Origin of the sequence: Pseudomonas sp. MF6396, from assembly GCF_002018915.1 — a bacterium.
Lineage (GTDB): Bacteria > Pseudomonadota > Gammaproteobacteria > Pseudomonadales > Pseudomonadaceae > Aquipseudomonas > Aquipseudomonas palmensis.
Genome location: NZ_MVOK01000005.1, coordinates 180,930 through 206,662 on the forward strand (window position 1 = coordinate 180,930; position 25,733 = coordinate 206,662).

A 25,733-nucleotide genomic window follows, 5' to 3' on the forward strand; every position below is an offset into this window, starting at 1 on the left:
TCCGTAACGGTGTGGGCCGATGCTAGGGCTGGGCGGGCGGATTGTCTTGCGTGCGTGTCCGCAGAGAAATCTGTTGCACGTAGGCTTTGGGCGACAGGCCGGTGTGCTGGCGAAAGCACTTGTAGAACGCCGACAGTGAATTGAAGCCGGCGGCGAAGGCCAGGTCATCGACCTTGGGCGCCGGCCCTGCGCGCTCCAGTTCAGCCAGCAGATGCTGCAGGCGGGCCTGGTTGACGTAGCGGTAGAAGCTCTGGCCCAGCACCTGGTTGAGCAGGTAGGAGATCTGGTTGCGGCTGTAGCCGCACTCGCGGGCGACCTGTTGCAGGTCCAGTTGCGGGTCCAGATAGGGTTGGCGACGGGTGAAGTAGTGCTGCAGGTCCTGGGCCATGAAGCTCAGCTGGCGCGGTGACAGGCCCAGGCGGCTGGCGGCCGGGCGCAGGCTGGGGTGGCCGGTGTGGCGTGAAGGCTCGCGCACCAGCGAGGCGTATTCGTTGACCTGCCAGATCAGGCCGTCGCGCACGGTGATGGCCTCGCTGGCACGAAACGCGGTGATGCCGTCGCCGCCGCGCAGCGTTACCTGGTACTGGATGAAGGCGGTGCAGCCGTCGGTGCGGATGCGGTCGCTGTGCACGATGTCCTCGCCGTCCTGGCGCGGCATGCTGGCGGCCACGTATTCGCGCAGCTCGGCCAGGTGCAGTACGCGGTTCTGGAAGAAGTCGTTGTACTGGATGTCGGGGTGATAGAGCGCCATCACGCCGTCGAGGTCGCGGTGTTTCCAGCACAGGTGGTAGCGCAGCACGGTGGCGGCGGTTTCGGCGGTGTGTTCGGGGCCGTCGGGGATCGGGTGTGCGGCCATGGGGCTGGCTCATTGGAGGTAGGAAAGCAGAATACCTGCAGGGCCCTATCGCGGGTCAAGCCCGCTCCCACAAGGACAGCAATGATCCGTGTGGGAGCGGGCTTGACCCGCGATTGCTGGCGCAGCGGTTCTAGAGAAACTGCTCCGCATAGTGGCACGCCACCTGCCGTGTATCCACTGGCCGGAACGCCGGCTCTTCACTGGCACAGCGCTCGGTGGCATACGGGCAACGCTTGTGGAACGCGCACCCCGGCGGTGGGTTCAACGGGTTGGGCAGCTCGCCCACGATCCTGATCTTTGGCTTGAGCGGGTCGGGGTGAATGGTCGGGGTCGCCGACAGCAGGGCCTGGGTGTAAGGGTGCAAAGGCCTGGCATAGATATCCTCCTTGGGCCCCATTTCCGCCGGGCGCCCCAGGTACATCACCAGTACCTGGTCGGCCACATGCCGCACCACCGCCAGGTTATGCGAGATGAACACGTAGGCGGTGTTGAACTCCTTCTGCAGGTCCATGAACAGGTTCAGCACCTGCGCCTGGATCGACACGTCCAGCGCCGAGGTCGGCTCGTCCGCCACCAGCACCTTGGGTTGCAGCATCATGGCCCGCGCCAGGGCGATGCGCTGGCGCTGGCCACCGGAGAACATGTGCGGGTAGCGCTGGTAGTGCTCGGGCCGCAGGCCCACCTGCTGCATCATCGCCTGCACCTTTTCGCGGCGTTCGGCCCTGGACAGCCGGGTGTTGATCAGCAGCGGCTCGGCCAGTTGGTCACCGACCTTCTGGCGCGGGTTGAGCGAGGCATAGGGGCTCTGGAACACCATCTGCACATCGCGGCGCAGTTGCCGGCGCTGCTGCTTGCTGGCACCGGCCACCTCCTGCCCGGCGATCTGCAACGAGCCCGACGACGGTTCCTCGATCAGGGTCAGGGCGCGGGCCAGGGTCGACTTGCCGCAGCCGGATTCGCCGACCACGGCCAGGGTCTTGCCGGCCTCCAGTTCGAACGACACCCCATTGAGGGCGCGTACCAGGGCATGGCCCTTGAACAGGCCCAGGGACACTTCGTAATGACGGGTGAGGTCACGGGCGGTCAGTACGACGCTCATCACGCCACCTCCTGGTTGAGCGGGTAGAAGCAGCGGGCCAGGCTGTGGGCCTTGGGGTCCAGGCTCGGACGCTGCTGGCGGCAGTGGTCCTGCACGTAGGGGCAGCGCGGCGACAGCAGGCAGCCGTGGGGCCGGTCGTAGCGTCCGGGCACGATGCCGGGCAGGGTCGCCAGGCGCTCGGCGCCTTCGCTGTGCTCGGGGATCGCTGCCAGCAGGGCTTCGCTGTAGGGGTGCGCAGGCACCTCGAACAGCTCGGGCACCTGGCCGACTTCCACTGCCTGGCCGGCATACATCACGCACACGCGGCGGGCGGTTTCGGCCACCACGGCAAGGTCGTGGGTAATCAGGATCAGCGCCATGTCCTGCTCTTTCTGCAGGTTGAGCAGCAGCTCCATGATCTGCGCCTGAATGGTCACGTCCAGCGCCGTGGTGGGCTCGTCGGCGATCAGCAGCTTGGGTTCGCCGGCAATCGCCATGGCGATTGCCACGCGCTGGCTCATGCCGCCGGAGAGTTGGTGGGGGTAGGCATCCAGGCGGCTTTCCGGGGCCGGGATCTCGACCTTCTTCAGCAGATCCAGCGCACGCTGGCGCGCCGCCTTGCCGCGCAGCCCCAGGTGCTGGCGCAGCACCTCCTCGATCTGGAAACCCACGGTGTAGCTGGGGTTGAGTGCGGTCATGGGGTCCTGGAAGACCATCGCCATGTCCTTGCCGACCACCTTGCGCCGCTGCCGGCCGCTCAGGGTGAGCATGTCGCTGCCGTTGAAGGTCAAGGCGTCAGCGGTGATGCGCCCGGGGGCGTCGATCAGGCCCATCAGCGCCATCATGGTCACCGACTTGCCCGAGCCGGACTCGCCGACAATCGCCAGCACCTCGCCCTTTTCCACGCTCAGGTCGAGGCCGTCGACCACCGGTACCGCCGAGGCGTCGCCGAAGCGCACGCTCAGGTTCTTGATGTGTAGAAGTGACATGGGCTTCTCCTCAGGCGGCATTCTTGAGTTTCGGGTCCAGCGCATCGCGCAGCCCGTCGCCCATCAGGTTGATTGCCAGCACGCTGAGCAGGATGGTCAGGCCCGGCAGGCTGACCACCCACCAGGCGCGTTCGATGTAGTCGCGGGCCGAGGCCAGCATGGTGCCCCACTCCGGGGTCGGCGGTTGCACGCCCAGGCCCAGGAAGCCCAGCGCGGCGGCATCGAGAATCGCCGAACTGAAACTCAGGGTGGCCTGCACGATCAGCGGCGCCATGCAGTTGGGCAGCACGGTCACGAACATCAGGCGCGGCAGGCGTGCCCCGGCCAGGCGCGCGGCGGTGACGTAGTCGCGGTTCAGTTCGCCCATTACCGCGGCGCGGGTCAGGCGCACGTAGGCCGGCAGCGAGACGATGGCGATGGCGATCACGGTGTTGATCAGGCCAGGGCCCAGGATCGCCACGATGGCCACCGCCAGCAGCAGCGAGGGCAGCGCCAGCATCACGTCCATCAGGCGCATGATGGACGGGCCAAGCAGGCGTGGGAAAAACCCGGCCAGCAGGCCCAGCAGCACGCCGGGGATCAGCGAGATCAGTACCGACGACAGGCCGATCAGCAGCGACAGGCGCGAACCCTGGATCAGCCGCGAGAGCAGGTCGCGGCCCAGCTCGTCGGTACCCAGCAGAAACTGCCACTGGCCGCCTTCGAGCCATACCGGCGGGGTCAGCAGGAAGTCGCGGTACTGCTCGCTGGGGTTGTGCGGCGCCACCCACGGGGCGAACAGCGCGCAGAACACGATCAGGCACATGAACAGCAGGCCGGCCACCGCGCCCTTGTTGCGCGAGAAGGCGTGCCAGAATTCCTTGTAGGGGGAGGGGTAGAGCAGGCTCTGGTCGAGCGGCGCGGCGTCGACGGCAGCGGTTTTTGCAAGCGGATTGGTCATGAGCGAAGGCCTCAGCGCTGATGTCGGATGCGTGGGTTGGCCAGGCCGTAGAGGATGTCCACGACGAAGTTGACCAGGATCACCAGGCAGGCAATCAACAGGATGCCGTTCTGTACCACGGGGTAGTCACGGGCGCCGATGGCTTCGATCAGCCATTTGCCGATGCCCGGCCAGGAAAAGATGGTTTCGGTAAGCACCGCGCCACCGAGCAACGTGCCGACCTGCAGGCCGACCACCGTAAGCACCGGGATCAGCGCGTTGCGCAGGCCGTGCACGAACACCACCCGTGCCGGCGACAGGCCCTTGGCCCGCGCGGTGCGGATGTAGTCCTCGCGCAGCACTTCGAGCATCGAGGAGCGGGTCATGCGTGCGATCACCGCCAGTGGGATGGTGCCGAGCACGATGGCCGGCAGGATCAGGTGCATCAACGCGTCCTTGAATGCGCCTTCCTCGTCGCTGAGCAGGGTGTCGATGAGCATGAAGCCGGTGGTCGGCTCGATGTCGTAGAGCAGGTCGATGCGCCCGGACACCGGCGTCCAGCCCAACCCGACCGAGAAGAACATGATCAGGATCAGGCCCCACCAGAAGATCGGCATCGAGTAGCCGGCCAGGGAAATGCCCATGACCCCGTGATCGAACAGCGAGCCGCGCTTGAGCGCGGCGATCACCCCGGCCAGCAGCCCGACGATGCCGGCGAACAGCAGCGCGGCCATGGCCAGTTCGAGGGTGGCGGGGAACAGCGCGAGAAACTCGTGCCACACGCTTTCGCGGGTACGCAGCGACTCGCCCAGGTCGCCCTGGGCCAGCTTGCCGACGTAGTCCAGGTACTGCTGCGCCAGCGGCTTGTTCAGGCCGAGCCGTTCCATGGCCTGGGCGTGCATCTCGGGGTCGACCCTGCGTTCGCCCATCATCACCTCCACCGGGTCACCGGGGATCAGGCGTATGAGCGCGAACGTGAGCAGGGTGATGCCGAAGAACGACGGGATCAATAGGCCTAGACGCCGTGCAATAAAACTAAACATCGTGTGGTGTACCTCATCAGCCTAAGGCATGCCTGCGAGCGCCCGGGGGCGGGCGCTGCAAGCGTTATCGTTCTACTTCACCCGCGTGGTGGCGAAGTTGTTGTTGGTCATCGGGTTGATGACGTAGCCCTCGACGTTCTCGCGCAGGGCGGTGAACACCTTCGGGTGGGCCATGTTGATCCACGGTTTGGCCTCATCGTACACCGCCAGTGCCTGGACATAGAGTGCGGCGCGTTGATCGGGGTCGGCGGTTTCGCGGGCGTGGTCGATCAGCACCTGGAATCGCGGGTTGCACCAGCGTGCGTAGTTTTCCCCATTCTTCGCTGCGGCGCAGCTGAGCAGCGGGGTCAGGAAGTTGTCCGGGTCGCCGTTGTCGCCCGCCCAGCCGGCCGACACCATGTCGGCTTCGCCGGCCTTGGCGCGGCGAAGCATCTCGGCCCATTCCATCACGCGGATGTCGACCTTCAGGCCGACCTGGGCGAGGTCGGCCTGAAGCATCTCGGCGCTCAGGCGCGGGTTGGGGTTGGTGGGCCCGCCGCCGTTGCGGGTGAACAGGGTGAGCACGGTGCCTTCGGGTACGCCGGCCTCCTTGAGCAGCGCGCGGGCCTGGTCCAGGTCGCGGGGCGGGTTGCGGTTCTGGCTGTTGTAGCCCATCAGGGTCGGCGGGTAGGGGTTCACCGCCAGCAGGGCGTTGCCCTTGCCGAACAGTTGCTCGACATGGTGTTCGCGATCGAAGGCCAGGTTGATGGCGCGCCGTACGCGCACGTCGCTCAGGTACCTGTGCTCGGTGTTGAGCGAGATGTAGCCGGTGGTCAGGGCCTCCATTTCGGCCACCTTCAGGCGCGCGTCGGCCTTGATGCCGGGTATGTCGTCGGGCTTGGGGTACAGCGCCACCTGGCATTCGTTGGCGCGCAGCTTCTGCAGGCGCACGTTGTTGTCGGGGGTGATGGCGAAGATCAGCGCATCGCTCGGCGGCTTGCCGCGAAAGTAGTCCGGGTTGGGCCTGTAGCGCACCTGCGCGTCCTTGTTGTAGCGCTGGAAGATGAACGGTCCGGTGCCGACCGGCTTGCTGTTGAGTTCGGCGGTGGTGCCGGCCTTGAGCAACTGGTCGGCGTATTCGGCGGAATAGATCGAGGTGAAGGCCATGGCCAGGTCGCGCAGAAACGGTGCCTCGGGGCGGGTCAGGTGAAACGCCACGGTGTGCGGGTCGAGCTTTTCCACCGACTTGAGCAGGTGCTGGAAACCCATGCTCTCGAAATAGGGGAAGCCGATGCTGGTCTTGTCGTGCCAGGGGTGGGCGGGGTCGAGCTGGCGCTGGAAGCTCCACAGCACGTCGTCGGCGTTCAGGTCGCGGGTGGGGGTGAAGTAGTCGGTGGTGTGGAATCTGACCCCGCTGCGCAGGTGAAAGGTGTAGGTCAGGCCGTCGGGGCTGACCTCCCAGCGTTCGGCCAGGGCCGGCTGCACCTCGGTGGTGCCGGGCTTGAAGTCCACCAGGCGGTTGAACAGGGTTTCTGCGGCGGCATCGGCGGTGACGGCCGTGGTGTACTGCACGATGTCGAAGCCCTCGGGGCTGGCCTCGGTGCACACCACCAGCGGCTTGGCCATCAGCGGGGCTGCGGCGCTCAACAGGATGGCTGCAAGGGCAGCCTGTAGGGTTGACTGTTTCATGACACTTCCCTGCATTCGATTAAACCAGCGTAGCCATCGCGGCCGATTCGGCGAATCGGCCGCGACCTGCCGCCCTAGAGGATGTTGAACGGAATGGTTGTGACCACGCGCACCTCGTTCAGGCTCCCGTCACCCTGCAATTTGCTGGCGCGGTGGGTGGTGTAGGTGGCGCGCACGGTGGTGTCCTTGAACGCGCCGCCTTGTACGGCATAGCTGGTGCCGATGCCCCATTCGTCGTGGTGCTCGCCGTCGAGGTTCTTCACGTCGTAGCCACCGCCCTTGTAGTGGGTGCCGTCGATGCCCCAGCCGCGGGCGTTGTACAGGTTGAACTTGAGGCCGGGCACGCCGAAGGGGGCCATGTTCAGCACGTAGCCGATCTGTAGTGATTTCTCGTTGGGGCCGTTGAAATCCGACAACAGCGAGTTGGCCAGGAAGATCGCGTTGGTGTCGTGCAGGTAGTCGAAGTACTCGTTGCCGTTGACCTGCTGGTAGGCGACCGACACGGTGTGCGCCTGGTGGGTCAGGGCCAGCGACAGGCTGAAGGTGTCGTTGTCGATGGCGCCCAGCTTGCTCTGGCCGGCGTCGCGGGTCTTGTAGTAGTTGAGCCCGGTGTTCAGGCCCAGCACCGCGTTGTCGCCCAGCAGGTGGTTGGCGCCGAAGTAGTACTGGTTCCAGAGGTCCTCGACCTTGGATACGTAGAGGCTGGTGCTCAGGCTCTGCAGCGGCTGGTAGTTGACCCCGGCCATGCTGACCCGGTCGGTGAACTGGCGGGAATCGCCATACTCGGAGCGAAACTTGCTCTGGCCCTGCTCGGTACGCATCGACACGCGGTCGAAGGTGCCCAGGTCGAAGCTCAGGTTGTCGAACTCGGCGCTGTGCAGGCTCACGCCCTGGAAGCTGGAGGGCAGTGCGCGGTTGCCGATGTAGGCGATCACCGGGGTGTCGATGGACTGGCGGCCGGCGGTGAGGGTGGTGTTTGACACCCGGGCCTTGAGGTTGGCCAGGCCGACCTTGCTCCACTGGTCGAGCACCTCGCCGTCGCGGTGGGTGAGGGTGCGGTTGTTCGGCCCGGCCACGCTGGCGCGACCGCGCTGCAGGGCTACCGCGTTGTACAGCGCCACTTCGGTGCTCAGGCCCACGGTGCCCTCGGTGAAGCCGGAGGTGTAGTTGAGGAGGGTGCCCTGGACCCAGTTGTCGCGGCTGCTGGTGGGGTGGCGGCTGCCGTCGCGCTTGCTGTACGACCACAGTGGCCCGCGGGTGGCGTGCTCGTGGGCGTACCAGTTGCGGGTCGAGCCGGACAGGCGCTGGCCGTCGAGAAAGCCGCTGGCCTGGGCCTGGTCGGAGGTGGTGCGCAGGGTAAGCGCAACGAAATCCTGGCTGACGGGCTCGGCCTGGGCCAGCGCGCTCAGGCCGCCAAGGGCCAGGGCAAGTGCTGCGTGTCGGGTAGGTCTCAAGGTGATGCTCCTTTGCATGTTTTTATTAGCCGCCGGGCCTCGTGAGCCCGGCGGGTGCGGCGGTGAACCTTGGGAGGGGGCGGGCAGAGGTCAGTCGACGCTGACGCCCGAAAAACTGTTGCGCCCGAACGGGCTGACCTTGAAGTCCTGTACCCGGACGCTCAGCGGTTGGTGCACGGTGGAGTGGGCGACCGGTGTGATCGGCACCTGCTGCTTCATGCGCTGCTGGGCCTGCTGGTAAAGCGCGGTGCGCGCGGCGGGGTCGGTGATGCGCTTGGCCTGCTGCACCAGGGCGTCGTATTCGGGGTCGCACCACATCGACACGTTGTTGCTGCCGATGGCACCGCAGCTGTAGAGGGTGCCCATCCAGTTGTCGGGGTCGCCGTTGTCACCGGTCCAGCCCAGCAGCATCACGTCGTGCTCGCCGTTCTTGGTGCGCTTGATGTACTCGCCCCATTCGTAGCTGACGATCTTCACGTCCAGGCCGACCTTGCCCCAGTCGGCCTGGAGCATCTCGGCCATCAGCTTGGCGTTGGGGTTGTAGGGGCGTTGCACCGGCATGGCCCACAGGGTGATGGGCGTGCCGGGCTTGACCCCGGCGGCCGCCAGCAGGGCGCGGGCCTTGTCGGGGTCGTAGCCGGCATCGCGGATGCTCGGGTCGTAGGACCACTGGGTGGGCGGCATGAAGTTCACGGCCAGTTGGCCGGCATCCTGGTACACCGCTTTGACGATGGCCGCCTTGTTCACCGCCATGTCCATGGCCTGGCGCACCTGCAACTGGTCGAACGGCGGGTGCTGCACGTTGTAGGCGATGTAGCCCAGGTTGAAGCCGGGCTGGTCGAGCATGTTGATCTTCGGGTCGGCGGCCAGGGCCTTGAGGTCGGCGGGGCGCGGGTTGACGGTGACCTGGCATTCCCCCTTGCGCAGCTTCTGCACCCGCACCGAGGCGTCGGTGTTGATCGAGAAGATCAGCTGGTCGAGCCTGACCTGTTGCGGGTCCCAGTAGTCGGGGTTGGCCCGGTAGCGGATCTGCGCATCCTTCTGGTAGCGCTGGAACACGAAGGGGCCGGTGCCGATCGGCTTCTGGTCGAAGTCGCTGAGCCGCCCGCTGGCCATCAGCTGGGTGGCGTATTCGGCCGAGACGATCGAGGCAAAGCCCATGGCCAGGTTCTGGATGAAGGCGGCATCGACGCTGTTGAGGGTGAAGACCACCGTGTAGGGGTCGCGCTTTTCGACCCGGGCGATGTTCTTGTCCAGGTCCATGCTGACGAAGTAGGGGAACTCGGCCGGGTAGGCCACGCGAAACGGGTGCTGCGGGTCGAGCATGCGCTGGAAGGTGAGCAACACGTCGTCGGCGTTGAAGTCGCGGGTGGGGGTGAAGTCCTTGTTGGCGTGGAACTTCACGCCCTGGCGCAGGCGGAAGGTATAGGTCAGGCCGTCATCGGAAACGTCCCAGCCGGTCGCCAGCGAGGGGATGACGCGGGTGGCGCCGCGTTCGAATTCCACCAGGCCGTTGTACAGCGGCTCGGCGGCGTCGTTTTCGATGGAGGTGGTGTACTGGGCGATATCGAAGCCGCCCGGGCTGCCCTCGGAGCAGAACACCAGGTTGCCCTTGGCCAGGGCTGTCGGGCCATAGGCCAGTGCCCCCAGGCCCAGCAGTGCGGCGAAAACCGGAGAAATACGCATGCGGTCCCATTCCTTTGTTGTTGTACGAGGCGTGGGGGGCGCGGCGACAGCAGGGTGCCAGCACCACCACGCGCTCCACGGTAGGGACGCAGGCGGCGGGCGTGCAGGTAAGGAAGTGGGTGTGAGGCGTGGGAAAAATCTTGGTGTGGTGTCGTAATTTTCAAGCAGGTATCAGTGCCCCGCGTGCACCGATGAGCTCGGCGCCCGCAGGGACAGGCTAAACATCGCGTTGCGTGTCTATTGGCTGACGCTTACGCCGTAGAAGGCATTCAGGCCGAAGGGGCTGATCTTGAAGTCCTGCACGGTCTTGCGCATCGGCTGGTACACCGTGGAATGGGCGATCGGGGTGATCGGCACCTGCGCCTTGATGATGTGCTGCGCCTGCTTGTACAGCTCGGTGCGTCGGGCCTGGTCGGGGGTGGCCTTGGCCTGCTTGATCAGCGCGTCGTAGGCGGGGTCGCACCATTTGGAGAAGTTGTTGCCGTTCACCGCGTCGCAGCCGTAGAGGGTGCCCAGCCAGTTGTCCGGGTCGCCGTTGTCGCCGCTCCAGCCGATCAGCATGGCGCCGTTCTCACCGGCCTTGGCGCGCTTCATGTATTCGCCCCACTCGTAGCTGACGATGCTGGCCTTGATGCCGATCTTCGCCCAGTCGGCCTGGATCATCTCGGCCATGAGCCGGGCGTTGGGGTTGTAGGGGCGTTGCACCGGCATGGCCCACAGGGTGATCTCGGTGCCCTCCCTGACCCCGGCCTCCTGCACCAGCGCCTTGGCTTTGGCCGGGTCGTAGGGCACGTCCTTGATGGTGTCGTCGTAGCTCCACTGGGTGGGCGGCATGGCATTGACCGCCAGTTGCCCCGCGCCCTGGTACACCGCGTCGATGATCTGCTGCTTGTTCACCGCCATGTCCAGGGCCTGGCGCACCTTGAGCTGGGCCATGGGGTTGGGCGCGGTGGTGCCCTTGATCGGGTCGGTCACGTTGTAGGCGATGTAGCCCAGGTTGAAGCCGGCCTGGTGCGGCAGGTTCAGGTTGGGGTCCGCTTCCAGCGACTTGAGGTCGGCCGGGCGCGGGAACAGGGTGATCTGGCATTCGTTCTTCTTGAGTTTCTGCATGCGCACCGACGGGTCGGTGGTGATGGCGAAGATCAGGTTGTCGATCTTCACGTCCTGCGGTTGCCAGTAGGTCTTGTTGCCCTTGAAGCGGATCTGCGCGTCTTTCTGGTACTTGGCGAACACGAAGGGGCCGGTGCCGATCGGCTTCTGGTTGATGTCGGCCGGCTTGCCCTGCTTGAGCAGTTGCTCGGCGTATTCGGCGGACTGGATCGAGGCGAAGCTCATGGCCATGTTCTGGATGAACGCGGCGTCCACGCTGGCCAGGGTGAACCTGACCGTGTGTTCGTCGAGTTTTTCGAGCTTGACGATGTTCTTGTCCATGCCCATGTCGGTGAAGTAGGGGAACTCGGTGGGGTAGGCCTTGCGAAACGGCAGGTTCCTGTCGAGCATGCGGTTGAAGGTGAACAGCACGTCATCGGCGTTGAAGGGGCGGCTGGGCTTGAAGTAGTCGGTGCTGTGGAACTGCACGCCTTCGCGCAGGTGGAAGGTGTAACTCAGGCCGTCGTCGCTGATGTCCCAGCGTGTGGCAAGCCCGGGGATCACCGCCGTACCGCCGCGTTCGAACTGGCTGAGGCGGTTGAAGACGGTCTCGGCCGAGGCGTCGAAGTCGGTGCTGGTGGTGTACTGGCCCGGGTCGAAGCCCGCCGGGCTGCCCTCGGAGCAGAACACCAGGTTGCTGGCCGCATGGGCCAGCGGTGCGCCGGCCAGCAGGCCTGCGCCGAGCAGGTAGGGAAGGACCGCGTGTTTGAGCATTGTTGGCCTCATCGATGTCATTGGTGCGCCGGGCGGCCAGTGGGGCCGCTCGGCGGGCAGGGAGGCTGGCCTGTTGACCAGCGCGACCCTCAAACCATAGCTGACAGCGATGCAGGCGTTGCCCGCGGGTGAATCAGGGCATCAGCACTTCGATGGTGCCGTCGGCGCTGAGGCTGACCTGGCTGGTACCGGCTTCGATTTCCGGGCTTGGCGCGGCTTCGGCGTCCATGCTGGCCTTCATCATCATGGCGCCGCGGGCGTAGGGGTGCGGGTAGCCGCTGCTGTTGAGGTTCAGGTTGACCACCTTGTAGCCCTTGCCGCCGAGGGCTTCGGTGGTCAGCTGGGCGCGGGCCTTGAAGGCGTCGATGGCATCCTTGAGCAGGGCGTCTTCGCTGCTCTTGCGGGTGGCCGGGGCGATGGCGAAATCCATCCCGCCCATCTTCAGGTCCTGCAGCAGCTCGCCGGTGAGCTTGGACAGCGCCGGGAAGTTCGCGCTTTCCAGGCGCAGCTCGGCACGTTCGCGCCAGCCGGTGATCTTCTGGTTCTTGTTGTCGTAGATCGGGTAGCTGTTGCGGCTGTCCTGGCTGAGCTTGACGTCCTTGACCGCACGGGCCTTTTCCAGCGCCTTGTTCATGCTGGTGGTGATCTCGTTGGCCAGCTTGGCCGGGTCGGAGTTCTGCGCCTCGGTATACAGGGTCACGACCATCAGGTCGCGGGCGACTTCCTTGCTGGCTTCGGCGCGCAGTGAAACCTGGTTGTAGCGAGGCTCGTCGGCCAGTGCCGCAAAGCTGGCAAACAGGCCGGTCGCGAGGACGAGGGTGGTACTGGCGCGAGACACAGTGTGCATGGGCAACTCCTTGAAATTGAGGCGTGGCGGCGGTCGATCCCGACCACGCAGACCCCATCAGACTCGCACAAACCGACGAGGTTCAAAAAGCCATCATCGATGCCGGTGTGCCTGTGGCGCTTTGCCGCATTGCTGCAGCGCGGGGTGCAGCTTGGGTATACTCGCCACGATTCACCTGGAGCACTCATCAGGAGAGCTCATGCTCGCCCCCGTACTCATGCTGTCTGCCACACGTCAGAACCTCTGGCGCCTGACCTTCATCCGCACCCTGGTGCTGGCCGCCCAGGCCGGTTCGGTGGCGGTCGCCTACTGGACCGAACTGCTGCCACTGCCGTGGCTGGCGCTGAGCATCACCCTGGGGTTCTCCATGGTGCTGTGCGTGCTCACGGCCATCCGGCTGCGCACCTCGCTGCCGGTCACCGAGCTGGAGTATGCGGTTCAGCTGGCCTGCGACCTGCTGATCCACAGTGCGCTGCTGTATTTTTCCGGGGGCTCGACCAACCCCTTCGTGTCCTATTACCTGGTGCCCCTGGCGATTGCCGCGGTGACGCTGCCATGGCTGTATTCGCTGATTCTGTCGGGCATTGCGCTGGTGGCCTACACCCTGCTGCTGGTGCAGTACTTCCCGCTCGAAACCTTCCCCATGGCCCGCGAGAAGATGCAGATCTACGGCATGTGGCTGAGTTTTGCCCTGGCCGCCGGGGTGATCACCTTCTTTGCCGCCAAGATGGCCGAAGAGCTGCGTCGCCAGCAGCAGTTCCAGGCCCAGCGCCGCGAGGAAGGCCTGCGCGACCAGCAACTGCTGGCCGTGGCCACCCAGGCCGCCGGTGCCGCCCATGAGCTGGGCACGCCGCTGGCGACCATGAGCGTGCTGATCAACGAGATGCGCCAGGACCACACCGACCCGCTGCTGCAGGAAGACCTGGAGACGCTGCAGGAGCAGGTCAAGCAGTGCAAGCACACCTTGCAGAACCTGGTGCGCGCCGCCGAGGCCAACCGGCGCATGGCGGTGCAAGAGCAGGAGGCGAGCTTCTGGCTGGACGAGGCGCTCAACCGCTGGCACCTGATGCGCCCCGAGGCCAGCTATCGCTTCCAGCGCCTGGGCCAGGGTACGGTGCCGCGCCTGGCGCCGCCGCCGGACCTGACCCAGGCCCTGCTGAACCTGTTGAACAATGCAGCCGATGCCTGCCCCAATGACCTGGAGGTGTACCTGGACTGGGACGCCGAGGACATCGTGATCAGCATTCGCGACCATGGCCCCGGCGTGCCGGTGGCGATCGCCGAGCAGATCGGCAAACCCTTCTTTACCACCAAGGGCAAGGGCTTCGGCCTTGGCCTGTTCTTGAGCAAGGCCAGCGTGACCCGTGCTGGCGGCTCGGTAAAACTCTATAGTCATGAGGAAGGCGGTACGCTCACCGAGCTGCGCCTGCCGCGTGACGCGCGAGGAGACGTGTGATGAGTGATGAAATTCAGGCTGAAGGCGAAGAGCTGCCGCACCTGCTGCTGGTGGATGACGACGCCACGTTTACCCGGGTGATGGCCCGGGCCATGAGCCGGCGCGGGTTTCGCGTGAGCACGGCGGGTTCTGCCGAAGAGGGCCTGCAGATTGCCCAGCAGGACGTGCCGGACTACGCCACGCTGGACCTGAAGATGGAGGGCGACTCCGGGCTGGTGCTGCTGCCCAAGCTGCTGGAACTGGACCCGGAGATGCGCGTGGTGATCCTCACCGGCTATTCGAGCATTGCCACCGCGGTGGAGGCGATCAAGCGCGGCGCCTGCAATTACCTGTGCAAGCCGGCCGATGCCGACGACGTGCTGGCGGCGCTGGCGTCCGAGCACGCCGACCTGGACACGCTGGTACCGGAAAACCCGATGTCGGTGGACCGCCTGCAGTGGGAGCACATCCAGCGTGTGCTGACCGAGCATGAGGGCAATATCTCGGCCACGGCGCGGGCGCTGGGCATGCACCGGCGTACCCTGCAGCGCAAATTGCAGAAGCGCCCGGTTCGGCGCTGAACCTCAGGGCCTCTTCGCCGGCAAGGCCGGCGAAGAGGCTGCATGGCAGCCCCAAGGTTGACGTATGATTAGCTCCCTAACGACGCCGACGGGACCACCTGCATGCTCGCCCTTTTTCTCCAGACCCTGAACATCACCGCGCCGGTGTTCGCGATGATGTTCATGGGCGTGCTGCTGCGCCGCATCAACGCCATCAACGACAGCTTCATCCAGACCGCCTCGGCCCTGGTGTTCAACGTGAGCATGCCGGCGCTGCTGTTTCTGGGCATCTACCACGCCGATCTCGAGGCGGCGGTCCAGCCCTCGCTGCTGCTGTACTTCACCGTCGCCACCCTGGGCAGTTTCGGCCTGGCCTGGCTGATCGCGATCTGGCGCTGCCCCCGTGAAGATCGCGGCATCTACGCCCAGGGCGGCTTTCGCGGCAACAATGCGGTCATCGGCCTGGCGCTGGCCGGGAGCATGTACGGCGATCACGGCATCTCCATCGGCGCGGTGCTGGCCGGGCTGGTGATCCTGCTCTACAACTCGCTGTCGGCCGTGGTGCTGGCGGTGTACAGCCCGACCATCAAGTCCGACCCCTGGAGCATCCTCAAGAGCATCCTGCGCAACCCGCTGATCATCAGTGTGCTGGTGGCCGGCGTGCTGGCGTATGCCAAGGTGGGGCTGCCCAACTGGCTGCTGACCTCCGGTGACTACCTGGCGCAGATGACCCTGCCGCTGGCGCTGATCTGCATCGGCGGCACGCTGTCGATGGCCTCGTTGCACGCCAGCGGGCGCATGGCGCTGAGTGCCAGCCTGGTAAAGATGGTGTGGCTGCCGCTGCTGGCCACCTTCGGTGCCTGGTTGTGCGGCTTTCGCGGCGCGGAGCTGGGGGTGCTGTTCCTGTACATCGCCAGCCCCACCGCCGCGTCCAGCTACGTGATGGCGCGCGCGGCCAACGGCAATCACCAGCTGGCCGCCTCGATCATCGTGATTACCACGCTGATGGCCGCAGTTACGACGAATATCGGCATATTTATCTTGCAGTGGGGCGGCTGGATCTAGATCCTGTCGCCCACACTCAAAATAACGGCCTCCCTGCCTGAGGACACTTCATGCAAGACCAGATCACGCCCGAGCGTTTGCATCGCGGCCTGAAGAACCGTCACATCCAGTTGATCGCGCTGGGCGGCGCCATCGGCACCGGGTTGTTCCTGGGCATCGCCCAGACCATCCAGATGGCAGGCCCTGCCGTGCTGCTGGGCTACGCCATCGCCGGCCTGATGGCCTTTTTCATCATGCGTCAGCTGGGTGAGATGGTGGTCGAGGAACCGGTGGCGGGCAGCTTCAGCCACTTTGCGCACCGCTACTGGAACGAGTTCGCCGGCTTCGTCTCGGGCTGGAACTACTGGGTGGTCTATGTGCTGGTGGGCATGGCCGAGCTGACGGCGGTGGGTATCTACGTGCAGTACTGGTGGCCGGACTTCCCCACCTGGGCCACTGCAGCGATCTTCTTCGTGGCGATCAACCTGATCAACCTCACCCAGGTCAAGGTGTACGGCGAGCTGGAATTCTGGTTCGCGCTGGTCAAGGTGATCGCCATCGTCAGCATGATCGGTTTCGGCGCCTGGCTGCTGGCCAGCGGCAGCGGCGGGCCGGATGCCAGCGTGGCCAACCTGTGGCAGTACGGCGGGTTCTTCCCCAATGGCATCACCGGGCTGGTGATGGCGATGGCGGTGATCATGTTCTCCTTCGGCGGGCTGGAGCTGGTCGGCATCACCGCGGCCGAGGCGGACAACCCGCGCTACAGCATTCCACGCGCGACCAACCAGGTGGTGTACCGCATCCTGATCTTCTACATCGGCGCACTGGCGGTGCTGCTGTCGCTGTACCCCTGGCAGAAGGTGGTGCAGGGCGGCAGCCCGTTCGTGATGATCTTCCACAACCTGGACAGCAACCTGGTGGCCACCATTCTCAACGTGGTGGTGCTGACTGCCGCGCTGTCGGTGTACAACAGCTGCGTGTACTGCAACAGCCGCATGCTGTTCGGCCTGGCCAGCCAGGGTGATGCGCCGCGCGCACTGCTCAAGATCAACCGTCGTGGCGTGCCGCTGGCGGCGCTGGGCGTATCGGCGGTGGCCACCGGCCTGTGCGTGCTGATCAACTATCTGATGCCGGGCGAAGCCTTCGGCCTGCTGATGGCGCTGGCGGTGTCGGCACTGGTGATCAACTGGGCGAGCATCAGCATCACCCACCTGAAGTTTCGCAAGGCCAAGATCGCTGCCGGCGAGTCGACCTTCTACAAGAGCTGGGGGCACCCGGTGACCAATTACCTGTGCCTGGCGTTCATCGTGCTGATTCTGGTGGTGATGTACCTGACCCCGCCGATCCGCATCTCGGTACTGCTGATTCCGGCCTGGATCGCCACCCTGGGCGTGGCGTTCTGGCTCAAGAAGAAGGGGCAGAAGGCCGCCGCCGTCGCCGGCTGACGACCCTGCGGGGTGATCGGTCAGCCCTGCTGGTAGCTGTCGATCACTTCCTGGGCGGCGCGAAACGCATCGATCGCCGCCGGTACGCCCGCGTACACGGCGCAATGCAGCAACGCCTCGCGAATCTCTTCCACCGTACAGCCGTTGTTCAGGGCGCCACGCACGTGGCCCTTGAGCTCCTGCGGGCACTTGAGCGCGGTCAGCGCCGCCAGGGTGATCAGGCTGCGGGTTTTCAGCGGCAGGCCCTCGCGGCTCCACACGCTGCCCCAGGCGTGCTCGTTGACGAACGCCTGCAGCGGCTCGGTGAACTCGGTGGCATTGCCCAGTGCACGGTCCACGAATGCATCGCCCATGACCTGGCGGCGAACCTGTTCGCCGGTTTTGTTGCTCTCGCCCATGTTGTTTTCCTTAGTGTTGGCGGCGCCAGGCGCGCACGGTGGTGTACATCAGCACCACCGCCAGCGTCGGCAGGACATAAAGCAGCATCAGCTGCTCCAGACGGTTGGCCAGCGGCATGCCGGTGGTGAAGGCCACCACGTGCAAACCATAGGCCAGGTAAAGACACAGGAACACCAGACCTTCGGCGCGGGTGACGCGGTAGCCGGAATAGAACACCGGCAGGGTCAGCACGGCCACGCCGAGCATCACCGGCAGGTCGAAGGCCAGCGCGTTGGGCGAGATCGACAGCGGCACCGGGGCCACCAGCGCGGTCAGCCCGAGCACCGCCAGCAGGTTGAACAGGTTACTGCCGATCACGTTGCCCACGGCGATTTCACGCTCGCCGCGCAAGGCGGCAATCAGCGAGGTGGCCAGCTCCGGCAGCGAGGTGCATACCGCCACCACGGTCAGGCCGATCACCCGCTCCGACAGGCCCAGGTCGACGGCCACTTCCACTGCTGCCTCCAGCAACAGGTGCCCGGCCAGGCTCAGCAGGCCCAGGCCGGTGAGCATCAGTGCCAGGGTGCCGAACCAGAAGCCGACGCCACGCTGCGGCCGCGGGCCGGGGGCGGGGTAGGTGCGTGCGTGGTGGCGTGACTGGTGCCACAGGATGGCCAGGTAGGCAACCAGCCCGAGCAGCAGCAGGGCGCCTTCGAGGCGGCCGATGCGTTCGTCCAGGGCCAGCAGGTACACCAGCAGGCTGGCGCCGATCATCAGTGGGATGTCCAGGCGTACCAGTTGCCGCGAAACGCGCAGGGGGATGATCAGAGCGGCCAGGCCCAGGGTGACCAGCACGTTGAAGATGTTGCTGCCGATCACGCTGCCCACCGCCACGTCGGGTGCGCCGGTGTAGGCCGCCTGCAGGCTCACGGTCAGTTGCGGGGCGCTGCTGCCGAAGGCCACCAGGCTCAGGCCGATGATGAGAGGACGCACCTGCAGGCTGGCGGCCAGGCGCAGGGCGGCGCGCACCAGCAGTTCGGCGCCGGTGATCAGCAGCAGCAGGCCCAGGGCCAGTTGCAGCAGGCTGAAGGTGGGTAAAGCGGCCAGGTCGAAAATGGTCGTGCTCCGAAGCAGGGTCAGTTGCTGAGACTTTGTACCCGTACCCGCGCGGTTCCGCTACGGAGCATGCCCAGTTGGTCGGCGGCGGCGCGTGACAGGTCGATGAGTCGACCCCGGGTATGCGGGCCGCGGTCGTTGATGCGTACCACGACGCGGCGGTCGTTGGCGAGGTTGGTGACCTGCACGCGGGTGCCGAAGGGCAGGCTGCGATGGGCGGCGGTCAGGCCGTGCTGGTCGAAGGGTTCGCCACTGGCGGTGCGTTTGCCGTGATGGCGGGAACCGTAATAGGAGGCGGTGCCGGTCTGGTCGTAACCGCGGGGGTCGAGGGTGTGGCTGGCACAGCCGGCGAGCAGGGTGAAAAGCGCGAGCAGTGCGCTGAGGGGACGCCACATGTATCCGGTTACTCCGTGGTGTGGTCTTCGTCGGCAGCGCCGGCTCCTGCAGGGATTGGTGCGTCCTTGTAGGAGCCGGCGTTGCCGGCGAATGCAGGCGACGCGGTTCAGCCTTCGAGCTTGCTCTTGAGCAATTGGTTCACCTGTTGCGGGTTGGCCTTGCCCTTGGACGCCTTCATCGCCTGGCCGACGAAGAAGCCGAACATCTTGCCGCGCTTGGCCTCGTCCGCCGCGCGGTACTGCTCGACCTGCTCGGCGTTGGCCGCCAGCACTTCGTCCAGCACCTTCTCGATCGCGCCGGTGTCGGTCACCTGTTTCAGGCCTTCTGCCTCGATGATCTGGTCGGCATCGCCTTCACCGGCGGCCATCTTCTCGAACACCACCTTGGCGATCTTGCCGCTGATGGTGTTGTCCAGAATGCGCTGCAGCATGCCGCCCAGTTGCGCGGCGCTGACCGGCGCCTGGTCGATTTCCAGGCCCAGCTTGTTCAGCAGGCTGCCCAGCTCGACCATGACCCAGTTGGCCGCCAGCTTGGCATCGCCACACACACCGACCACCTGCTCGAAGTAGTCGGCCTGCTCGCGGCTGGAGGCCAGCACGTTGGCGTCGTAGGCCGACAGGCCGAACTGGCTCTGGAAGCGCTCGCGCTTCTGCGGCGGCAGTTCGGGCAGGGTGGCGCGGATGGCGTCGAGGAACGCCGGCTCGATGACCACCGGCAGCAGGTCCGGGTCGGGGAAGTAACGGTAGTCGTTGGCCTCCTCCTTGCTGCGCATGGAGCGGGTCTCGTCCTTGTTCGGGTCGTACAGGCGGGTTTCCTGGATCACCCGGCCGCCATCCTCGATCAGTTCGATCTGGCGCTGCACCTCGGTGTTGATCGCCTTCTCGATGAAGCGGAACGAGTTGACGTTCTTGATCTCGCAGCGGGTGCCGAACTCGACCTGGCCCTTGGGCCGGATCGACACGTTGCAGTCGCAGCGCAGCGAGCCCTCGGCCATGTTGCCGTCGCAGATGCCCAGGTAGCGCACCAGTGCGTGGATCGCCTTGACGTAGGCCACGGCTTCCTTGGCGCTGCGCATTTCCGGCTCGGAGACGATTTCCAGCAGCGGCGTGCCGGCGCGGTTCAGGTCGATGCCGGTGGCGCCGCTGAAGTCTTCGTGCAGGCTCTTGCCGGCGTCTTCCTCCAAGTGTGCGCGGGTGATGCCGATGCGCTTGACGGTGCCGTCTTCAAGGGCGATGTCCAGGTAGCCCTTGCCGACGATCGGCAGCTCCATCTGGCTGATCTGGTAGCCCTTGGGCAGGTCGGGGTAGAAGTAGTTCTTGCGCGCGAACACGTTGTGCTCGCCGATTTCGGCGTCGATCGCCAGGCCGAACATGCAGGCCATGCGCACGGCTTCTTCGTTGAGCACCGGCAGCACGCCGGGCATGCCCAGGTCGATCAGGCTGGCCTGGGTGTTCGGCTCGGAGCCGAACGTGGTGGCGCTGCCGGAGAAAATCTTCGACTGGGTGGCGAGCTGGGTATGAATTTCCAGCCCGATCACAACTTCCCATTGCATGTGTCTGTCCCTCAGAAGCCGGTAGGTGCGCGGGTGTGCCAATCAGTCACTTGCTGATAGCGGTGCGCGACGTTGAGCAGGCGGCCTTCCTGGAAATACGGGGCCAGCAGTTGCACGCCGACCGGCAGGCCGTCGACAAAACCGGCCGGCATCGACAGGCCTGGCAGGCCGGCGAGGTTGGCGGTGATGGTGTAGACGTCTTCCAGGTAGGCGGCGACCGGGTCGCTGTTCTTGGCGCCAAGCTTCCAGGCCGGGTTGGGCGTGGTCGGGCCGAGAATCACGTCGACCTCTTCGAAGGCGGCCATGAAGTCGTTCTTGATCAGGCGGCGAATCTTCTGCGCCTGCAGGTAGTAGGCATCGTAGTAGCCGGCCGACAGCGCGTAGGCGCCGACCATGATGCGCCGCTGCACCTCGGGGCCGAAGCCTTCACCGCGCGAACGCTTGTACAGGTCGGTGAGGTCCTTGGGGTCTTCGCAGCGGTAGCCGAAGCGCACGCCGTCGAAACGCGAGAGGTTGGACGAAGCTTCGGCCGGGGCGATGACGTAGTACGCAGGGATCGCGTGCTGCATGTTCGGCAGGCTGATCTGCTTGACCACCGCGCCGAGCTTTTCCAGCTCCTTGACGCTGGCCTGGATCAGGTCGGCGATGCGCGGGTCCAGGCCGGCACCGAAGTATTCCTTCGGCAGGCCGATGCGCAGGCCCTGCAGCGAGGCGTTGAGCGGGGCGCTGTAATCGGGCACCGGTTCGTCGATGCTGGTGGAGTCCTTGGCGTCGAAACCGGCCATGGCCTGCAGCAGCAGCGCGCAGTCTTCGGCGGTACGCGCCAGCGGGCCACCCTGGTCGAGGCTGGAGGCGTAGGCAATCATGCCCCAGCGCGACACGCGACCGTAGGTCGGCTTGAGGCCGGTGAGGTTGGTCAGCGCCGCCGGCTGGCGGATCGAACCGCCGGTGTCGGTGCCGGTGGTGGCCGGCAGCAGGCGCGCGGCCACGGCAGCGGCCGAACCGCCGGACGAACCGCCCGGCACGTGTTCGAGGTTCCACGGGTTCTTCACCGCGCCGTAGTGGCTGGATTCGTTGGCCGAACCCATGGCGAACTCGTCCATGTTGGTCTTGCCCAGGGTGACCATGCCGGCCTCGGCCAGCTTGCTGACCACGGTGGCGTCATACGGCGAGACGAAGTTGTCGAGCATCTTCGAGCCGCAGCTGGTGCGCACGCCCTGGGTGCAGAACAGGTCCTTGTGGGCGATGGGGGCGCCCAGCAGGGCGCCGGTTTCACCGCCAGCACGGCGGGCGTCGGCGGCACGCGCCTGGTCCAGGGCCAGGTCTTCGGTGACGCTGATGAAACTGTTGATTTGCGGGTCGAGCTGCTGGATGCGCGCCAGCAGCGTGCGGGTCAGCTCTTCGGCAGAAAAGGCTTTGTCGGCGAGTCCGCGGGCGATCTCGGCCAGGGTCAGTTGATGCATGGCAGGCTCTATTCCCTTACTCGATGACTTTAGGAACCAGGTACAGGCCGCTTTCGGTCGCCGGGGCGATGGCCTGGTAGCTGTCTCTCTGGTTACTTTCTGTTACCACGTCGGCACGCAGGCGCTGACGGGCTTCAAGGGGGTGGGCCAGTGGCTCGATGCCAGTGGTGTCGACCGCTTGCATCTGGTCGACCAAACCCAGAATACTGTTCAAGGCATCGGTAGTGCGCGGAAGATCGGCTTCATTGAGGCCCAGGCGGGCCAGGTGAGCGATCTTTTCCACGTCGCAGCGTTCAAGCGCCATGGGGATCTCCAGGGGAAAACAAAAAACGGAATTGGTCCGCGAATGAGGAACATGCTGGCAGATTTACGGTCATAAGGCCGCGATTGTGTGCTGGCTTGCTCGGAAAAACTGCCAATTTAACATATTGGCGCCTTGCCCAAAATCCCCGCCGTTGTTAGAGTTTGCCGCACTTTTTTACCCACGCGTTGCCTAGGGTCACTTTCCCATGTTCAAGAAACTGCGTGGCATGTTTTCCAGCGATCTTTCCATCGACCTGGGCACTGCCAACACCCTTATTTACGTGCGTGAGCGCGGTATCGTCCTGAATGAGCCTTCGGTTGTGGCCATTCGTACTCACGGCAACCAGAAAAGTGTCGTCGCTGTCGGCACCGAGGCCAAGCGCATGCTCGGCCGTACGCCCGGCAATATCGCTGCCATTCGTCCGATGAAGGACGGCGTGATCGCCGATTTCAGCGTCTGCGAAAAAATGCTGCAGTACTTCATCAACAAGGTTCACGAAAACAGTTTTCTGCAGCCCAGCCCTCGCGTGCTGATCTGCGTTCCGTGCAAGTCGACCCAGGTAGAGCGCCGCGCCATTCGCGAGTCGGCCCTCGGTGCCGGTGCCCGTGAAGTGTTCCTGATCGAAGAGCCAATGGCCGCCGCCATCGGTGCCGGCCTGCCGGTCGAGGAAGCCCGTGGTTCGATGGTCGTCGATATTGGTGGTGGTACCACCGAAATCGCACTGATCTCCCTCAATGGTGTGGTGTACGCCGAATCCGTGCGTGTGGGTGGCGACCGTTTCGACGAGGCCATCGTCACCTACGTGCGCCGCAACTACGGCAGCCTGATCGGCGAGTCCACTGCCGAGCGTATCAAGCAGGAAATCGGTACTGCCTACCCGGGCGGCGAAGTGCGTGAAGTCGACGTACGCGGCCGCAACCTGGCCGAAGGCGTGCCACGTGCCTTCACCCTGAACTCCAACGAAGTGCTCGAAGCCCTTCAGGAATCGCTGGCGACCATCGTGCAGGCGGTCAAGAGCGCCCTGGAGCAATCGCCACCGGAGCTGGCTTCGGACATCGCCGAGCGCGGCCTGGTGCTGACCGGTGGTGGTGCGCTACTGCGCGACCTGGACAAGCTGCTGGCCCAGGAAACCGGCCTGCCGGTGATCGTCGCCGAAGACCCGCTGACCTGTGTCGCCCGTGGCGGCGGTCGCGCGCTGGAGATGATGGACAAACACACCATGGACCTGCTCTCCAGCGAGTGATTTGCTGACCGCCCACCCCGTCCCCCGGTTTACAGGTAGCGCCCACAGTGCTACCTGTATGTGCTGGTGGCGCGTGTGGGCGTCGTTTCCATCCATCCTGCAAGCAGGCCGGTGCGTTGCCGTATGAATGACCCCCTGAATCTTCGAGGAGCGGCCTATTAAACCGCTTTTCGCCAAAGGCCCTTCGCTGGGCGTGCACCTGCTTGTGCTGGTTGTGCTGTCTATCGCCCTGATGGTGGTGGACGCCCGCTTTACCTTGCTCAAGCCGCTGCGCAGCCAGATGGCGCTGGTGCTGATGCCTTCCTATACCATCAGCGACTTCCCGCAACGCATGTGGCAGGGCGTGGCCAGCCAGTTCGGCAGCCGCACCGAGCTGATCGCCGAGAACGAGAAACTCAAGACCGAAGCCTTGCTGCTGCAAGGTCGCCTGCAGAAGCTGGCGGCCCTGACCGAGCAGAACGTGCGCCTGCGCGAGTTGCTCAACTCCTCGGCACTGGTCAACGAGAAGGTCGAGGTGGCCGAGCTGATCGGCGTCGACCCCAACCCATTTACCCACCGCATCCTGATCAACAAGGGCGAACGCGACGGCGTGGTGCTGGGCCAGCCGGTGCTCGACGCCCGTGGCCTGATGGGCCAGGTGGTCGAGCTGATGCCGTACACCTCGCGGGTGCTGCTGCTCACCGACACCACCCACAGCATTCCGGTGCAGGTCAACCGCAACGGCCTGCGCGCGATTGCCAGTGGCACCGGCAATCCCGAACGCCTGGAACTGCGCCACGTGGCCGACACCGCCGACATCAAGGAAGGCGACCTGCTGGTCAGTTCCGGCCTGGGCCAGCGCTTCCCGGCCGGCTACCCGGTGGCCACGGTGCGCGAGGTGATCCACGACTCCGGGCAGCCGTTCGCCATCGTGCGGGCGGTGCCGACCGCGGCGCTCAACCGCAGCCGCTACATGCTGCTGGTGTTTTCCGACAGCCGTACCCCCGAACAGCGCGCCGCCGATGCCGCGCAGGCTCAGGAAGCGGCTGATCGCCAGGCGCAGAGCCCGATCGATGGCAGCATGCCGGCTGCCGCGCCGGGCACACCTGCCACACCCGCTGCGCCGGGCACGCCTGCGCCAACCCCTGCACCTGCTCCTGCCGCCGCGCCCGCTGCCCCTGCAGCCGCCCCGGCCACTTCTCGGGAGAGACACTGATGAGCAGTACCCGTAGCCGCAACGGTTGGGTGGTCTGGTTGACCTTCCTGATCGGCCTGCTGCTGAGCGTGTGGCCCACGCTGCCGTTCATGGAGATTTTCCGTCCGCTGTGGCTGGCCCTGCTGCTGGCCTTCTGGACGCTGCACCTGCCGCACAAGGTCGGCATGACCACCGCATTCGTGCTGGGGCTTGCCGAGGACGTGCTGTACGGCACGCTGCTGGGGCAGAACGCCCTGGTGCTGGTGCTTATCACCTTCCTGGTGCTGTCGCTGCAGCAGCGCCTGCGCATGTTCCCCATGTGGCAGCAGAGCCTGGTGATTCTGGTGATCTTCGGCCTGGCCCAGCTGGTTCAGCTGTGGCTCAGCGCCCTGACCGGCAACCGCCAGCCGACCCTGGCGCTGGTGTGGCCGGCGGTGATCAGTGCGCTGCTGTGGCCCTGGATCAGCTTCGCCTTGCGCGGCCTGCGCCGACGCCTGAGTATCAACTGATTCGCGTTGCCCACCGACGCTGACACGGAGACGTCACATGACCCCGCTGTACCTGGCCTCTGGTTCGCCACGCCGACGTGAGCTGCTCTCCCAGATCGGCGTGCCGTTCACCCCGGTGGCCGCCAGCATCGATGAAACCCCTCTGGATGCCGAACCGGCTGACGCCTATGTCGAGCGCCTGGCGCGCGAGAAGGCGGCTGCCGGCCTGGCGGTGTTGCGCGCCAGCGGCGTGGAAGGGCACCTGGCGGTACTGGGCGCCGACACTGCGGTGGTGCTCGACGGGCAGATCCTCGGCAAGCCGCAGGGGCAGGCCGACGCCCTGGCCATGCTGGCCGCATTGTCCGGACGCGAGCACGACGTGCTGACGGCAGTGGCGGTGACCGATGGCGAGCGCTGCCTGAGCGTGAACGTTGCCAGCCGCGTCAGCCTGCGCCCCATCAGCCCCGAACAGGCCCTGGCCTACTGGGCCAGCGGCGAGCCGCAGGACAAGGCCGGCAGCTACGCGATCCAGGGCCTGGCGGCAATTTTCGTCAAGGCGCTGCAGGGCAGCTACTCGGCGGTGGTCGGCTTGCCGCTGAGCGAAACCGCCGAGCTGCTGGAGCAATTTGCCATTCCCTGCTGGCAAGGCCTGCCGCCCCGTTGAGCGAGGAACTGCCCGTACCCCTTTAATTGCTCGCCAGCGACCGCCGGGCAATCCATCATTAGCTGAAG

Annotated in this window: 24 protein-coding genes; 8 read left to right on the forward strand and 16 right to left on the reverse strand. The window is 65.5% G+C overall.

The annotated features are described in order from the left end of the window. Positions 1-22: 22 nt before the first annotated feature. The 10 genes from MF6396_RS06935 to MF6396_RS06980 form a co-directional block, all read right to left on the reverse strand. Positions 23-856, reverse strand: coding sequence for an AraC family transcriptional regulator (locus tag MF6396_RS06935; protein WP_078479963.1), 834 nt, complete (start codon positions 854-856; stop codon positions 23-25). 130 nt (positions 857-986) lie between these two features. Further along, the gene (locus MF6396_RS06940) at positions 987-1,955 is read right to left on the reverse strand and encodes a peptide ABC transporter ATP-binding protein (protein WP_078479964.1); all 969 of its coding nucleotides are present in this window, start codon (positions 1,953-1,955) and stop codon (positions 987-989) included. Next, positions 1,955-2,923, reverse strand: a complete 969-nt coding sequence (locus MF6396_RS06945) for an ABC transporter ATP-binding protein (protein WP_078479965.1) — start codon at positions 2,921-2,923, stop codon at positions 1,955-1,957. The genes MF6396_RS06940 and MF6396_RS06945 overlap by 1 nt, the downstream gene beginning before the upstream one ends. A gap of 10 nt (positions 2,924-2,933) precedes the next feature. Further along, positions 2,934-3,863 (reverse strand): ABC transporter permease subunit, encoded by a 930-nt coding sequence (locus MF6396_RS06950; RefSeq protein WP_078479966.1) that lies wholly within the window; start codon positions 3,861-3,863, stop codon positions 2,934-2,936. A gap of 11 nt (positions 3,864-3,874) precedes the next feature. Next, positions 3,875-4,885: an ABC transporter permease subunit gene (locus MF6396_RS06955; RefSeq protein WP_043862492.1), complete on the reverse strand. Its 1,011-nt coding sequence runs from the start codon at positions 4,883-4,885 to the stop codon at positions 3,875-3,877. 72 nt (positions 4,886-4,957) lie between these two features. Beyond that, positions 4,958-6,553 carry an ABC transporter substrate-binding protein gene (locus MF6396_RS06960; protein WP_054916391.1) on the reverse strand — a complete coding sequence of 532 codons (1,596 nt, stop codon included), beginning with the start codon at positions 6,551-6,553 and terminating at the stop codon, positions 4,958-4,960. 74 nt (positions 6,554-6,627) lie between these two features. Next, positions 6,628-8,025, reverse strand: a complete 1,398-nt coding sequence (locus tag MF6396_RS06965) for an OprD family porin (RefSeq protein WP_078479967.1) — start codon at positions 8,023-8,025, stop codon at positions 6,628-6,630. A gap of 72 nt (positions 8,026-8,097) precedes the next feature. Next, positions 8,098-9,693 carry an ABC transporter substrate-binding protein gene (locus tag MF6396_RS06970; protein WP_043862489.1) on the reverse strand — a complete coding sequence of 532 codons (1,596 nt, stop codon included), beginning with the start codon at positions 9,691-9,693 and terminating at the stop codon, positions 8,098-8,100. 237 nt (positions 9,694-9,930) lie between these two features. Beyond that, entirely contained in the window at positions 9,931-11,556 is a 1,626-nt protein-coding gene (locus MF6396_RS06975; protein ID WP_054916389.1) for an ABC transporter substrate-binding protein, read from the reverse strand. A 133-nt stretch (positions 11,557-11,689) separates the two neighbouring features. Beyond that, entirely contained in the window at positions 11,690-12,403 is a 714-nt protein-coding gene (locus MF6396_RS06980) for an SIMPL domain-containing protein (protein WP_078479968.1), read from the reverse strand. Between the two features lie 199 nt (positions 12,404-12,602). Between MF6396_RS06980 and MF6396_RS06985 the strand changes: the two genes are divergently transcribed. From MF6396_RS06985 to MF6396_RS07000, 4 genes are all read left to right on the forward strand, one after another. Next, complete coding sequence (locus tag MF6396_RS06985) at positions 12,603-13,859, forward strand: ATP-binding protein (RefSeq protein ID WP_054916388.1); 1,257 nt, start codon at positions 12,603-12,605, stop codon at positions 13,857-13,859. Then, the gene (locus MF6396_RS06990) at positions 13,859-14,419 is read left to right on the forward strand and encodes a response regulator transcription factor (RefSeq protein ID WP_043862485.1); all 561 of its coding nucleotides are present in this window, start codon (positions 13,859-13,861) and stop codon (positions 14,417-14,419) included. The genes MF6396_RS06985 and MF6396_RS06990 overlap by 1 nt, the downstream gene beginning before the upstream one ends. 102 nt (positions 14,420-14,521) lie before the next feature. Continuing rightward, entirely contained in the window at positions 14,522-15,463 is a 942-nt protein-coding gene (locus tag MF6396_RS06995) for an AEC family transporter (RefSeq protein ID WP_054916387.1), read from the forward strand. Between the two features lie 50 nt (positions 15,464-15,513). Beyond that, positions 15,514-16,887 (forward strand): amino acid permease, encoded by a 1,374-nt coding sequence (locus MF6396_RS07000; RefSeq protein WP_043862483.1) that lies wholly within the window; start codon positions 15,514-15,516, stop codon positions 16,885-16,887. A 20-nt stretch (positions 16,888-16,907) separates the two neighbouring features. On the opposite strand, the gene MF6396_RS07005 is transcribed toward MF6396_RS07000, so the two are convergent. The 6 genes from MF6396_RS07005 to gatC all read right to left on the reverse strand — a co-directional run bounded on the left by MF6396_RS07005 (position 16,908) and on the right by gatC (position 22,096). Next, positions 16,908-17,285: a carboxymuconolactone decarboxylase family protein gene (locus tag MF6396_RS07005; RefSeq protein ID WP_043862482.1), complete on the reverse strand. Its 378-nt coding sequence runs from the start codon at positions 17,283-17,285 to the stop codon at positions 16,908-16,910. A gap of 10 nt (positions 17,286-17,295) precedes the next feature. After that, entirely contained in the window at positions 17,296-18,339 is a 1,044-nt protein-coding gene (locus tag MF6396_RS07010) for a calcium/sodium antiporter (RefSeq protein ID WP_043862481.1), read from the reverse strand. Between the two features lie 62 nt (positions 18,340-18,401). Further along, entirely contained in the window at positions 18,402-18,776 is a 375-nt protein-coding gene (locus MF6396_RS07015) for a septal ring lytic transglycosylase RlpA family protein (protein WP_043862480.1), read from the reverse strand. A gap of 107 nt (positions 18,777-18,883) precedes the next feature. Further along, entirely contained in the window at positions 18,884-20,329 is a 1,446-nt protein-coding gene (gene gatB, locus MF6396_RS07020) for an Asp-tRNA(Asn)/Glu-tRNA(Gln) amidotransferase subunit GatB (protein ID WP_054916385.1), read from the reverse strand. 11 nt (positions 20,330-20,340) lie between these two features. Continuing rightward, the gene (gene gatA / locus MF6396_RS07025; protein ID WP_043862478.1) at positions 20,341-21,792 is read right to left on the reverse strand and encodes an Asp-tRNA(Asn)/Glu-tRNA(Gln) amidotransferase subunit GatA; all 1,452 of its coding nucleotides are present in this window, start codon (positions 21,790-21,792) and stop codon (positions 20,341-20,343) included. 16 nt (positions 21,793-21,808) lie between these two features. After that, positions 21,809-22,096 (reverse strand): Asp-tRNA(Asn)/Glu-tRNA(Gln) amidotransferase subunit GatC, encoded by a 288-nt coding sequence (gene gatC, locus MF6396_RS07030; RefSeq protein ID WP_043862477.1) that lies wholly within the window; start codon positions 22,094-22,096, stop codon positions 21,809-21,811. A gap of 205 nt (positions 22,097-22,301) precedes the next feature. Between gatC and mreB the strand changes: the two genes are divergently transcribed. The 4 genes from mreB to MF6396_RS07050 all read left to right on the forward strand — a co-directional run bounded on the left by mreB (position 22,302) and on the right by MF6396_RS07050 (position 25,665). Beyond that, complete coding sequence (gene mreB, locus MF6396_RS07035; RefSeq protein ID WP_008371426.1) at positions 22,302-23,339, forward strand: rod shape-determining protein MreB; 1,038 nt, start codon at positions 22,302-22,304, stop codon at positions 23,337-23,339. A gap of 205 nt (positions 23,340-23,544) precedes the next feature. Then, entirely contained in the window at positions 23,545-24,534 is a 990-nt protein-coding gene (gene mreC / locus MF6396_RS07040) for a rod shape-determining protein MreC (RefSeq protein ID WP_235593716.1), read from the forward strand. Continuing rightward, positions 24,534-25,022 carry a rod shape-determining protein MreD gene (mreD, locus tag MF6396_RS07045; RefSeq protein WP_043862475.1) on the forward strand — a complete coding sequence of 163 codons (489 nt, stop codon included), beginning with the start codon at positions 24,534-24,536 and terminating at the stop codon, positions 25,020-25,022. Before mreC ends, mreD begins: the two co-directional genes overlap by 1 nt. Before the next feature lie 37 nt (positions 25,023-25,059). Beyond that, a complete protein-coding gene (locus tag MF6396_RS07050; protein WP_043862474.1) occupies positions 25,060-25,665 on the forward strand; it encodes a Maf family protein in 606 nt (201 codons plus the stop codon). Positions 25,666-25,733: the final 68 nt, after the last annotated feature.